Source organism: Pseudomonas sp. efr-133-TYG-5, assembly GCF_030209175.1.
In the GTDB taxonomy this organism is placed as follows: Bacteria; Pseudomonadota; Gammaproteobacteria; order Pseudomonadales; family Pseudomonadaceae; genus Aquipseudomonas.
Genome location: NZ_JARVSM010000001.1, coordinates 2,520,975 through 2,534,244 on the forward strand (window position 1 = coordinate 2,520,975; position 13,270 = coordinate 2,534,244).

Annotated in this window: 10 protein-coding genes; 7 read left to right on the forward strand and 3 right to left on the reverse strand. The window is 61.0% G+C overall.

Going from position 1 to position 13,270, the window contains the following annotated elements:
- Positions 1–75 precede the first annotated feature (75 nt).
- The 3 genes from QRN70_RS11510 to QRN70_RS11520 all read right to left on the reverse strand — a co-directional run bounded on the left by QRN70_RS11510 (position 76) and on the right by QRN70_RS11520 (position 2,344).
- Positions 76–636 carry a response regulator transcription factor gene (locus QRN70_RS11510; protein ID WP_285417783.1) on the reverse strand — a complete coding sequence of 187 codons (561 nt, stop codon included), beginning with the start codon at positions 634–636 and terminating at the stop codon, positions 76–78.
- The gene (locus QRN70_RS11515) at positions 629–1,891 is read right to left on the reverse strand and encodes an ATP-binding protein (protein WP_285417785.1); all 1,263 of its coding nucleotides are present in this window, start codon (positions 1,889–1,891) and stop codon (positions 629–631) included. Before QRN70_RS11515 ends, QRN70_RS11510 begins: the two co-directional genes overlap by 8 nt.
- Before the next feature lie 264 nt (positions 1,892–2,155).
- Positions 2,156–2,344: a hypothetical protein gene (locus QRN70_RS11520; protein ID WP_285417786.1), complete on the reverse strand. Its 189-nt coding sequence runs from the start codon at positions 2,342–2,344 to the stop codon at positions 2,156–2,158.
- A 264-nt stretch (positions 2,345–2,608) separates the two neighbouring features.
- Between QRN70_RS11520 and QRN70_RS11525 the strand changes: the two genes are divergently transcribed.
- The 7 genes from QRN70_RS11525 to QRN70_RS11555 all read left to right on the forward strand — a co-directional run bounded on the left by QRN70_RS11525 (position 2,609) and on the right by QRN70_RS11555 (position 13,270).
- Positions 2,609–3,325, forward strand: coding sequence for an SIMPL domain-containing protein (locus tag QRN70_RS11525; protein ID WP_285417788.1), 717 nt, complete (start codon positions 2,609–2,611; stop codon positions 3,323–3,325).
- A 199-nt stretch (positions 3,326–3,524) separates the two neighbouring features.
- Positions 3,525–5,126, forward strand: coding sequence for an ABC transporter substrate-binding protein (locus QRN70_RS11530; RefSeq protein ID WP_285417789.1), 1,602 nt, complete (start codon positions 3,525–3,527; stop codon positions 5,124–5,126).
- 260 nt (positions 5,127–5,386) lie between these two features.
- Positions 5,387–7,012: an ABC transporter substrate-binding protein gene (locus tag QRN70_RS11535; protein WP_285417791.1), complete on the forward strand. Its 1,626-nt coding sequence runs from the start codon at positions 5,387–5,389 to the stop codon at positions 7,010–7,012.
- Positions 7,013–7,314: 302 nt separating this feature from the next.
- Entirely contained in the window at positions 7,315–8,913 is a 1,599-nt protein-coding gene (locus QRN70_RS11540; protein ID WP_285417792.1) for an ABC transporter substrate-binding protein, read from the forward strand.
- Positions 8,914–9,090: 177 nt separating this feature from the next.
- A complete protein-coding gene (locus QRN70_RS11545; protein WP_285417793.1) occupies positions 9,091–10,512 on the forward strand; it encodes an OprD family porin in 1,422 nt (473 codons plus the stop codon).
- A 78-nt stretch (positions 10,513–10,590) separates the two neighbouring features.
- Positions 10,591–12,186 carry an ABC transporter substrate-binding protein gene (locus tag QRN70_RS11550; protein ID WP_285417794.1) on the forward strand — a complete coding sequence of 532 codons (1,596 nt, stop codon included), beginning with the start codon at positions 10,591–10,593 and terminating at the stop codon, positions 12,184–12,186.
- A gap of 73 nt (positions 12,187–12,259) precedes the next feature.
- Entirely contained in the window at positions 12,260–13,270 is a 1,011-nt protein-coding gene (locus tag QRN70_RS11555; RefSeq protein ID WP_285417795.1) for an ABC transporter permease subunit, read from the forward strand.

Consider the following 13,270-nt stretch of genomic DNA (forward strand, 5'->3'; position numbering starts at 1 on the left):
AAAACAGACACGCACCGATCATAGATGATCGGTGCGCTTTATCGCGAGGGCTGGCGATGGCCGTTCAGCGCAGGTTCAGCGACGCACCGGGCGCTTCTGCAATTTGCGCTGCAGGGTACGGCGATGCATGCCCAGGGCGCGGGCGGTGGCGGAAATGTTGCCTTCGTGCTCGGTGAGCACGCGCTGGATGTGCTCCCATTGCAGGCGATCCACCGACATCGGGTTTTCCGGCACCAGGCTGTCGAGGTCGGCGTGTTCGGAGAGCAACGCGGCCAGTACATCGTCGGCGTCGGCCGGTTTGCACAGGTAGTTGCAGGCGCCACGCTTGATCGCTTCGACCGCGGTGGCGATGCTCGAGTAACCGGTGAGGATCACTACGCGCATTTCCGGATCCAGCTCCAGCAGTTTCGGCAACAGCACCAGGCCGGAGTCGCCGTCCATTTTCAGGTCGAGCGCGGCATAGTCCGGCAGGTCGGCCTGGGCCAGCGCCAGGCCCTCTTCGGCGGAACCGGCGGTGCTGACACGAAAGCCGCGGCGGGCCATGGCGCGGGCCATTACCCGGGTGAAGGTCGCGTCGTCGTCGACCAGCAGCAAATGCGGCAGTTCTTCGCCTTCGACTTGGATTTCGTCACTCATGTTGGTCTCCTCGGGCGCCGTGGGGCAGGCGCAGCTCGGTGAGCGTGCCGCCTTCCTCATGACTATAGAGTTTCACTGAGCCGCCGGCGCGTGTCACGCTGGCCTTGCTCAAAAACAGGCCCAGGCCGAAACCTTTGCCCTTGGTGGTAAAAAACGGTTTGCCGATCTGTTCGGCAATCGCCAGCGGCACACCGGCGCCGTGGTCGCGAATGCTGATGGTCAGGTCTTCGGCGGTCCAGTCCAGGGTCACCTGGAGATTCTCTGGGCAGGCGTCGGCAGCGTTGTTGAGCAGATTCAACAGCGCCTGGGTCAGGTCCGGCGGCGGTGCCATGCGTGGCACCGGGCCCTGGCCGAGCCGCTGGAAGCGGTAACTGGCCTCGGGGCGCATCAGGTGCCAGCGGTTGAGGGCTTCGTCGAGCCAGACGGTGACGTCCTGCATTTCCACCGCCAGGCGCCGGTTGGCTTCGGCGGCGCGCACCAGTTGCTGCAGGGTTTCCTTGCACAACTTGACCTGATCCTGCAGCACCTTCAGATCATCCTGCAGCGACGGGTCGGGATGATCCTGCTGCATCTCCTTGAGCAACACACTCATGGTCGCCAGCGGCGTGCCGAGTTCGTGCGCCGCACCGGCCGCCTGGGTGGCGACCGCAAGCAATTGCTGATCGCGCAGGCCTTCCTCGCGGCGGATCGCGCGCAACTCTTCCTGACGACGCAACTCTTCGGCCATCCGCGCGGCGAAGAACGTAATCACCGCCGCGGCGAGGGCAAAGCTCAGCCACATGCCGTAGATCTGCAGGTTTTCGCGCGCCACCGGCAGGGTTTCCAGCGGATAGAAGTGCGTCAGCATCAGGGTGTACAAAGCCAGTGCAATGCCCGAGAGCACCACTGAATAACGCCATGGCAACGTCACCGCGGCAATGGTCAACGGCACCAGGTAATAGGACACGAACGGGTTGGTCGAACCGCCGGAGAAATACAGCAAGGCACTGTGGATAACCAGATCGCAGGCCAGTTGCAGCGCGTATTCCAGCTCGGTCACCGGCCACGATGTGCGCAGGCGCACGGCGGTGAACACACAGAGCAGAATCGAACAGCCGAGGGTCATCACCAGTTGCACCCAGGGCAACGGCAACAGATTCAGCCAGTAGGCCAGGCCCACGGAACCGGCCTGGGCGGCCAGTACCAAGGTGCGAATGAACGTCAGCCGCCAGAGGTTCTGGCGAGTGGCGGAAGTCAGTTGTACGGGGGCGAGCATGAGCTCTCCTGATGAGCGCTCCAGGCGGATCGCACGGAGTATAACCAAGCCGCGCGCCTGAGAGGCGAAAGTGCGGCAAACGACCACATGGCGCAATGTCCGCGTGCGGCTATAAGCACGCCGTTGCGCCAGCTTCCCTGGCGTTGTGGGGGATGATCCGCTTGCCGGGAAAAAACCGGCGATCGAGGGGCCGAGCGCCGGTTTATCCGCTTCATCGACGCCGCGCCTGCGCCGGCCGTGCGACCGTCACGCGCGGCAAGTGACTCAGTGGTTGTAGCCGTCGGCGCTCTTGAGGGTCTGCACGTAGTTCCATGCCTCGTCCTCAGTGCCGAACTTGACCTCCAGGGACGTGCCGTCCTTGTAGACGCCCCACCATTGCGCGTCGGCGTATCCGGACGTCTGGAACACGTTGTAACCCTGGGCTTTCGCTTCATTTTTCTCTTGAGCGTTCATGGCGATGTCCTCGTAGGAGTGGTCAGTGCATCGAGCACAGTCACCGAGCGGCAAAGCCGTGGCGACTGGCTGACGACCATGCTCAACCAGGTGCCGGCGCATTTCTACTGTCAGAACTGACAGGTGCTCCCTCGATAAAAAACGCCGATACTGCGCCGGTCTGTATAGAAGTTGTAACTGGGCGAACCGGAGGGCAGAAGCTAGAGTCTGATGGTTTCACGCAGGCCGCCGAATCATCACCTGCGCCCTCATCAAGGAGCCTTCATGCACACATTCCGCCGCAGCGCCGCCCTTCTCGCCCTGACCGTCGGCAGCGTCGCCAGCCTTCCGGCCCTGGCCGCCGATGCGCTGAACTACAACCAGATTTCCCTGCGCGCCGAAGTCAGCCAGGAAGTGGCCCGCGACCTGATGATCGTGACCCTGTACACCGAAGAACAGAACACCGACCCGGCCAAACTCGCCGCCGATGTCAGTACCACCCTGAACAAGGCGCTGGCCCAGGCCAAGCAGGTCAAGGACATCACCCTGCGCCAGGGCAGCCGCAACAGCTACCCGATCTACGACACCAAGGGCCAGAAGATCACCGGCTGGCGCGAACGTGCCGAACTGCGCCTGGAAAGCGCTGACTTCGCCGCGCTGTCCAAGCTCACCGGCGAGCTGCTCGGCGACCTGAAAATGGGCGGCATGGATTTCGCCATTGCTGATCCGACCCGCAAATCCAGCGAAGACGCGCTGCTCAAGGAAGCCGTGACCGCCTTCAAGGCCCGAGCCCAACTGGCCACCGACGCCCTCGGCGGCAAGGGCTACAAAATCGTCAATCTGAACCTCAACAGCAACGGTTATCCACAACCGTACCTGCGCGCGCCGATGATGATGAAAGCCGCCGGCATGGACGCGGCCCCGGTGACGCCCGAGGTCGAAGCGGGCACCAGCCAGGTCAGCATGACGGCCGATGGCTCGATTGAAGTGCTGATGCAGTGAGCTGAATCGGGCTGAATGAAAAACCGGCGATTGGTCATCGATCGCCGGTTTTTTTCTGCCTGGATTGCGTGTCACCGGACCGCTGCCCTCGCTGGATATACCGAGATAGACGCGCGCCCGAGAAAATCGATATTTCCGCAGGCCGCTGCAATCCCGCTAACCTCCAGCAACAGCCACCTCCACTCTCCCCGGGGACTCCATGGATCGATTCACCCTCAAGCCACTGTTCATCGCCTTCGCCCTCAGCACCCTGGCCCCCATCGCCAACGCCGCCACCACCCTGGTCTACTGCTCCGAAGCCAGCCCGGCCGGCTTCGACCCCAGCCAGTACACCAGCGGCACCGATTTCGACGCTTCGGCGGAAACCGTCTTCAACCGCCTGACCCAGTTCAAGCGCGGCGGCACCGACATCGAACCGGGCCTGGCGACCACCTGGGACGTCTCCAGCGACGGCCTGCAGTACACCTTCCACCTGCGCCAAGGGGTGAAATTCCACACCACCGAATACTTCACCCCAACCCGCGACTTCAACGCCGACGACGTGCTGTTCACCTTCCAGCGCCTGCTCGACCCGGAAAACGCCTTCCGCAAGGCCTATCCCGCCGAGTCGCCGTACTTCACCGACATGGGCCTGAACACCACGATCAAATCGGTGGAAAAACTCGACGAGCACACGGTGCGCTTCAACCTGAACAACGTCGACGCCGCGTTCGTGCAGAACCTCGCGATGAGTTTCGCCTCGGTGCAGTCGGCCGAGTACGCCGCGCAGCTGCTCAAGGAAGGCAAGGCCGCCGACCTCAACCAGAAACCGGTCGGCACCGGCCCGTTTGTGTTCAAGCGTTACCAGAAGGACGCGCAGATCCGCTACGTGGCGAACACGGCCTACTGGAAACCCGAGGACGTCAAAATCGACAACCTGGTGTTCTCGATCACCCCCGATGCCGCGGTGCGTCTGCAGAAGCTCAAGGCCGGCGAGTGCCAGGTCAGTGGCTATCCGCGCCCGGCGGATATCGACGTGATGGAAAAAGACCCGAATCTGCGGGTGTTGAAGCAGGCCGGGTTCAACCTGGGCTTCCTCGCCTACAACACCACCCATCCGCCGCTGGACCAGCTCAAGGTGCGCCAAGCCCTGGACATGGCCATCGATAAACCGGCGATCATCAAGGCCGTTTACCAGAGTGCCGGGCAACTGGCGCAAAACGCCTTGCCGCCGGCGCAATGGTCGTACGATCCGAATATCAAGGACGCCCCCTACGACCCGGTGAAAGCCAAGGCGCTACTCAAGGAGGCTGGGGTTGCGCCGGGTACAACCATCAACCTCTGGGCCATGACCGTGCAGCGTGCTTCCAACCCGAATGCGCGCATGTCGGCGCAGATGATTCAGCAGGACTGGGAGAAGATCGGCATCAAGGCCAACATCGTCAGCTATGAATGGGGCGAGTACATCAAGCGCGCGAAAAACGGCGAACACGACGCGATGATCTATGGCTGGACCGGTGACAACGGCGACCCGGACAACTGGCTCGGCGTGCTCTACAGCTGCGCGGCGGTGAAAGGCAGCAACTACGCCAAATGGTGCAATCCCGATTACGACAAACGGGTGCAGCAGGCCAAGGTGTCCACTGACAAGGCAGAGCGGGTAAAACTGTATCAACAGGCGCAACTGATCCTTAAACAGCAGGTGCCGATCACCCCGATTGCCAACTCCACGGTGTTCCAGCCGATGCGCAAGGAAGTCAGCGACTTCCGCATCAGCCCGTTCGGTCTAACCCCCTTCTACGGCGTGGGTATAAATAAGTAACACCAGGCCCCAAGGCGGCGCGCACATCGTGACCGACGCACCGTTTTGGGGCTCCATTTGCACCGTAAAAACCACCCGCAAACGGTCAAATGCGTCAGAAGTTATACAGATGCGACATTAAGGTACGTTCGTGCCACCGTTTGAGGCTGGCGGTCGCTCTGGATCTTGCATTGGGTATGGGCCCTGCATAAGTATCCGCAGGCACGACTCACGAGGTCGTACCTCACTATTAAAAAATGACAACAAATCATGAGGCCAACATGCTTAAACACGCGGTCATTCCGTTTTTAGTCGGCGCAGGCTTGTTAGCCTCCGCACCTTTCGCCACCGCTGCGACTAACCTGGTGTTCTGCTCCGAAGGCAGCCCGGCCGGTTTCGACCCAGGCCAGTACACCACCGGAACCGACTTCGACGCCTCTGCCGAAACCATGTTCAACCGTCTGACCCAGTTCGAGCGTGGCGGCACCGCCGTGATTCCTGGGCTGGCGACCAGCTGGGACATTTCTCCGGATGGCCTGACCTACACCTTCCACCTGCGTGAAGGCGTCAAGTTCCACACCACCCCGTATTTCAAGCCGACTCGTGAGTTCAACGCCGACGACGTGCTGTTCACCTTCAATCGCATGATCAACAAGGATGACCCGTTCCGTAAGGCGTACCCGACCGAATTCCCGTACTTCACCGACATGGGGATGGACACCAACATCACCAAGATCGATAAAGTCGACGACCACACCGTCAAGTTCACGCTGAAAGAAGTCGACGCCGCGTTCATCCAGAACATGGCCATGAGCTTCGCTTCGGTGCAGTCTGCCGAGTACGCTGCCCAGCTGCTCAAGGAAGGCAAGGCTGCCGACATCAACCAGAAGCCGATCGGCACTGGTCCGTTCGTGTTCAAGAGCTACCAGAAAGACTCGAACATCCGTTACACCGGCAACAAGGATTACTGGAAGCCGGACGACGTGAAGATCGACAACCTGATCTTCGCCATCACCACCGACCCGTCGGTGCGCATCCAGAAGCTGAAAAAGAACGAGTGCCAGGTCACCCTGTTCCCGCGTCCGGCCGACCTCGCCGCACTGAAAGCCGATCCTGCGTTGAAGATGCCTGACCAGGCCGGTTTCAACCTGGGCTACATCGCCTACAACGTGATGGACAAGGTCAAGGGCAGCAACGAGCCGAACCCGCTGGCCAACCTCAAGGTGCGCCAGGCGCTGGACATGGCGGTGAACAAGCCACAGATCATCGACTCGGTTTACCAGGGCGCGGGCCAACTGGCCGTCAACGCCATGCCGCCGACCCAGTGGTCCTACGACACCACCATCAAGGATGCCAAGTACGACCCTGAGAAAGCCAAGGAGCTGCTCAAGGAAGCTGGCGTCAAGGAAGGTACCGAGATCGTGCTGTGGGCCATGCCGGTGCAGCGTCCGTACAACCCGAACGCCAAGCTGATGGCAGAAATGCTCCAGTCCGACTGGAAGAAGATCGGTCTGAACGTGAAGATCACCAGTTACGAGTGGGGCGAGTACATCAAGCGCTCCAAAGGTGGCGAGAACCAGGCCATGATCATTGGCTGGAGCGGTGACAACGGTGACCCGGACAACTGGCTCAACGTGCTGTTCGGTTGCGACTCGCTGAGTGGCAACAACTTCTCCAAATGGTGCGACAAGAAGTTCGACGGCCTCGTCAAGGAAGCCAAGCGCACCACCGATCAGGCCAAGCGCACCGAACTCTACAAAGAGGCGCAACACGTCCTCAAAGATGCAGTCCCCATGACACCTATCGCTCACTCGACGGTGTATCAACCCATGCGCGCCAACGTGCAGGATTTCAAGATCAGCCCATTCGGCCTGAACTCCTTCTACGGCGTCAGCGTCAGCAAGTAAAACAGGCAGCGGCGACGTTTTCAGCGTCGCCGCTGTTTTTTTCTGCCGATCGGCTAGGAATTTGCCTACATCCTTTTCCTCCAGGTCTTACCTGGGCGGGTTAGGACGTGTTGCCTTTTCCTACGAGTCTTTAGGACTCAACGCATTTACTGCCAGACCTGCGGCCCCTACCGTCAGGTTCTGACCAGTGACTGCGCGGGCTGACGGTTTTGCTGTCCGTATTGGTTTGAGCTCGATGCAGCCACCACGTCCCTGGATGGGACCGCGGCGCATCGATTAACACGACAAAAAGAGGGAGCGTCATGCGCCATACCTTGATTTTTTCCGCATTGCTGGGCGCCGGCCTGTTGGCCGCATCGTCCGCCAGCTACGCCGCCGGCAACAGCCTGGTGTTCTGCTCCGAAGGCAGCCCGGCGGGCTTCGATACCGCGCAATACACCACGGCGACCGACAACGATGCCGCCGAGCCGCTGTACAACCGGCTGGTGGAATTCGAAAAAGGCGCGACCAGTGTCGTACCGGGTCTGGCAACCAGTTGGGATATTTCCGAGGATGGCCTCACGTACACCTTTCACCTGCGTGAAGGGGTGAAATTTCATACAACGCCGTACTTCAAGCCTACGCGCGACTTCAACGCCGACGACGTGCTGTTCACGTTTAACCGCATGCTCGATGCGCAACAGCCCTTCCGTAAGGCCTACCCGACCGAATTTCCGTATTTCAACGGGATGAGCCTGAACAAGAACATTGCCAAGGTCGAAAAGACCGGGCCGCTGACCGTGGTCATGACGCTCAACAGCGTCGACGCCGCGTTCATCCAGAACCTCGCCATGAGCTTCGCCGCCATCCTGTCCGCCGAGTACGCCGACCAGCTGCTGGCCGAAGGCAAGCCCAGCGACATCAATCAGAAACCGATCGGCACCGGGCCGTTCGTGTTCAAGAGCTACCAGAAAGACTCGAACATTCGCTACACCGGCAACCCGCATTACTGGGACCCGAGCCGGGTCAAGCTGAAGAACCTGATTTTCGCCATCAACACCGACGCCTCGGTGCGGGTGCAGAAGCTCAAGGCCAACGAGTGCCAGGTCACCCTGCACCCACGTCCGGCCGATGTCGACGCACTGAAGTCCGATCCGAAACTGCAGCTGATCTCCAAGCCGGGGTTCAACCTCGGCTACATCGCCTACAACGTCCGTCACAAACCGTTCGACCAGCTCGAAGTGCGCCAGGCGCTGGACATGGCGGTGAACAAACAAGGCATTCTCAACGCCGTCTACCAAGGGGCCGGGCAACTGGCGGTCAACGCCATGCCGCCGACCCAGTGGTCCTACGACGAGAGCATCAAGGACGCCGCCTACAACCCGGAAAAGGCCCGCGAGCTGCTCAAGGCTGCCGGCGTCAAGGAAGGCACCGAGATCACCCTGTGGGCGATGCCGGTGCAGCGCCCGTACAACCCCAACGCCAAACTGATGGCCGAAATGCTGCAGGCCGACTGGGCCAAGATCGGCCTGAAAGTGAAAATCGTCAGCTACGAATGGGGCGAGTACATCAAGCGCACCAAGAACGGCGAGCACGACATCAGCCTGATCGGCTGGACCGGTGACAACGGTGATCCGGACAACTGGCTCGGCACGCTGTACAGCTGCGACGCCATTGGCGGCAACAACTACTCCATGTGGTGCGACCCAGCTTACGACAAGCTGATCAAGCAGGCCAAGGTCGTCACCGACCGCGACCAGCGCACCGCGCTCTACCAACAGGCCCAGCAGTTGCTCAAGCAGCAAGTGCCGATCACGCCTGTCGCCCACTCGACGGTCAACCAGCCGCTGAGCGCCAGGGTCGAAGGGTTCAAGGTGAGCCCCTTCGGCCGCAACGTATTCTCGGGTGTCAGCATCGATTAACCCAACCGATTAGCCGCAACGCTGAGGGGAGCTGTCTATCCCCTCACGCAAGCGCTTTGCCGAAATTCGCCAAACCGGCATTTTGCAAACGTTTGCGATGTGTGAATGAGTTCTAAACCAAATAGCCGGACGACCAAAAAAAGACCGGTATAAAAAGAAAGTAAAGGAGCTTCACCCATGAAACTGAGCAGCACCGCGATACTGGCCCTGGCCATTAGCAGCATCACCGCGACCGCCTACGCTGAGAACGCCAGCCAGGAATTCGTCCCGACCACTCTGGCCGGCAGCAGCGCCCAAAGCGAGGCCAAAGGCTTTATCGATGGACAAAGCCTGGGCGGCACCACGCGTAACTGGTACGCCAACGAACTGAAGCGTCGCGACGACCGTTTCAGCTACGTGAAAAACAGCGACAAGAACACCTCGCCAGTGGTCAAGACACCGACCCCGCGTCGGATCAACTGGGTTCAGGGCACCATCGTCAACTACACCTCGGGCTTCACCCAGGGCACCGTTGGCGTCAGCACTGAAGTCGCCGCCTACAACGCCATCGTGCTCGACCGCGACCGCAAGGACATCGCCGGCGGCTCCAACCGTACCCTGGCGCACTCCGACGGCGACGCCGTCGACCAGTGGAGCAAACTGGGCCTGGCCAACGTCAAGTTCCGCGTGTCGAACACCACCCTGACCGCCGGCCGCCAGAACTTCAGCACGCCGATCGTCGATGTCATCGGCAACCGTCCGCTGCCTTCGAGCTTCGAAGGGATCAGCCTGCACAGTGAAGAATTCAACAACCTGTCGTTCGACCTGGCCGGTTTCGACCGCGTTTCGCCACGTACCGAACAGAGCCTGTCGAAGTTCCGCTCCGAGTACTCGGCCACAGGCGTGGAGACCGACAAGGTCTACACCGCCGGCGTCAACTACCAGCCGCTCAAGAGCCTGAAAACCAGCCTCTACGTCGCCAACGTCGAAGACTTCTGGAACCAGTACTACTTCGGCGGCACCCACGAACTGGGTGACAGCCAGGTCCTGAGCCTGACCACCGGCCTGAACTATTACAAGACCGTCGACGAAGGCAAGAAGTTGATGGGCAACATCGACAACGATACCTACTCGCTGTCGTTCGGCCTGACCCACCAGGCGCACAGCCTGACCTTCTCCTACCAGCAAGTGAACGGTAACGAGTACTTCGACTACCTGCACGAAACCAACGGCATCTACCTGGCCAACTCCCTGCTGTCGGACTTCAACGGTCCGAACGAGAAGTCCTTCCAGATCGCCTACGGCATCAACATGGCCGAGTACGGCGTGCCGGGCCTGAAGTTCAACATCTACCAGGCCCGCGGCTGGGGCATCGACGGTACTCACTACACCGGCACGGCCTACACCGATCCGGGCGCCAAGCGCGGCGACCTGAGCCTGATGGACGGCGAAAGCCACTACGAATACGGCGTGGGCGCGTCCTACGCGGTCCAGAGCGGCCCGCTCAAGGCCACCGCCATTCGCGCGACCTACACCACTCACCGTGCGAGCGAGCACCAGGCTGACGGCAACATCAACGAGTTCCGCCTGGTCACCACCATCCCGTTCAACATCCTGTAATAACGCCGGCCGACGGCTGACTCAGTGACGAGTCGGCCGTTCGGCTGTTTGTCTTCAACCGATTGCAGAGGGTTCTTGATGAAAATGCTTCCCCTACGTGCGGCCGTGGCTGCCGCGTTGCTGAGTGCCGCCATCGGCGTCTCGGCCAAACCCTTGGTGGTCTGCACCGAAGCCAGTCCGGAAGGCTTCGATATCACCCAGTACACGACTGCAGTCACAGCCGATGCGACGGCTGAAACGGTCTTCAACCGTCTGGCGGACTTCAAGCCCGGCACCACCGAGGTGGTACCGGCACTGGCCGAATCCTGGGACATCAGCGACGACGGCCTGACCTACACGTTCCACCTGCGCAAGGGCGTCAAGTTTCACACCACCGAATACTTCAAGCCGACCCGCGACATGAACGCCGACGACGTGGTCTGGAGCTTCCAGCGTCAGCTGGACCCGAATCACCCGTGGCACAAGCTGTCGAGCGTGGGCTTCCCGTACTTTGAAAGCATGGGCTTCAAGGAACTGCTCAAGAGCGTCGAGAAAGTCGACGACAACACGGTCAAGTTCACCCTGACCCGTCGCGAAGCGCCGTTCCTGGCCGACATCGCCATGGCGTTCTCCTCGATCTACTCGGCCGAGTACGCCGACCAGTTGCTCAAGGCCGGCAAGACCGGCGACCTCAACAACAAACCGGTCGGCACCGGCCCGTTCGTCTTCCAGCGCTACGCCAAGGATGCCCAGGTGCGCTTCAAGGCCAACCCGGACTACTTCCGTGGCAAGCCGCCGGCCGACGCGCTGATCCTGGCCATCACCATCGACAACAACGTGCGCCTGCAGAAGCTCAAGGCCAACGAATGCCAAGTGGCGCTGTATCCGAAACCGGATGACATCCCGAGCATCAAGAAAGACAGCAAGCTGAAGGTCGACGAGCTGGATGCGATGACCGTCTCGTACGTCGCCATGAACACCCAGCACAAGTACCTCAGCGATGTCCGCGTGCGCAAGGCGATCGACATCGCCTTCGACAAGGAAGCCTACGTCAACGCCTTGTTCGGCGCGGGCAACGCCAGTGTCGCGGTCAACCCGTACCCGGCCACCCTGCTGGGCTACAACCACACGCTGAAAAACCCGCCCCGCGACCTCGACAAGGCACGTGCGCTGCTCAAGGAAGCCGGAGTGCCGGAAGGTACCGTGTTCACCCTGTTCACCCGCAACGGCGGCGGCCCGACCAACCCCAACCCGATGCTCGGCGCGCAGATGATGCAGGCCGACCTGGCGAAAGTCGGGATCAAGATCGACATCCGCGTGATGGAATGGGGCGAGATGCTCAAGCGCGCCAAGGCCGGCGAACACGATATGGTGTCGGCCGGATGGGCGGGCGACAACGGCGACCCGGATAACTTCCTGACGCCTATGCTCAGTTGCGAGGCCGCCAGGAACGGCGAAAACTACGCGCGCTGGTGCAACGAGAAATTCCAGGCGCTGCTCGACGAAGCACGGGCTAAAGTAGATCCGGCCGAACGCGCCAGGCTCTACGAGCAGGCTCAGGTGCTGTTTAATCAGGACCAACCGTGGATCACCATGGCCCACACCCGCATGTTCACCGCAATGCGCAACAACGTAGAGGGTTATTACATCAGCCCTCTGACCACCAATAACTTCGCCACCACCCAGGTGAAGTAGATAAGAAACTCCCGGCCTTCCTGACCCCAGGCAGGCCGGGCACGCCTAACCGGCTGATGAGGTACCACACAAGATGTTTAGTTTTATTGCCCGCCGACTGGGGTTGTTGATCCCCACGTTTTTCGGCATCACCTTGCTGACCTTCGCGTTGATTCGCATGATTCCCGGCGACCCCGTGGAAGTGATGATGGGCGAACGCCGGGTCGACCCCGAAATGCACGCTCAGGCAATGGAACGCCTAGGTCTGAACAAGCCGCTGTATGCCCAGTACCTGGACTACATCGGCAAACTGGCCCACGGCGACCTCGGCGAATCCCTGCGGACTCGCGAGAGCGTCTGGACCGAGTTCACCTCCCTCTTCCCGGCGACCCTGGAACTGTCCATGGCCGCCCTGCTGTTCGCCGGCATCCTCGGCCTGCTGGCCGGGGTGATCGCGGCACTCAAGCGAGGATCCCTGTTCGACCATGGGGTGATGGGTATCTCCCTGGCGGGGTACTCGATGCCGATCTTTTGGTGGGGCCTGATACTGATCATGTTCTTCTCGGTGAGCCTGGGCTGGACGCCGGTATCCGGGCGGATCGACCTGCTCTACGACATCGAGCCGCGCACCGGCTTCATGCTGATCGACACGCTGCTGGCCGATGACGTCGGCGCGTTCCTCGACGCCCTGCATCACCTGATCCTGCCGGCCATCGTGCTCGGCACCATTCCGCTGGCGGTGATCGCGCGGATGACCCGTTCGTCGATGCTCGAAGTGCTGCGTGAAGACTACATCCGCACTGCCAAGGCCAAGGGCCTGTCGCCGTCGCGCGTGGTGTTCGTGCATGGCCTGCGCAACGCGCTGATTCCGGTGCTGACCGTGGTCGGCCTGCAAGTCGGCACCCTGCTGGCCGGTGCGGTCCTGACCGAAACCATCTTCTCCTGGCCGGGCATCGGCAAGTGGCTGATCGAAGCCATCGGCGCCCGCGACTACCCGGTCGTACAAAACGGCATCCTGTTAATCGCCTGCCTGGTGATTCTGGTCAACTTCGTGGTGGACATCCTCTACGGCTTTGCCAACCCACGCATCCGTCATCAGCGCTGA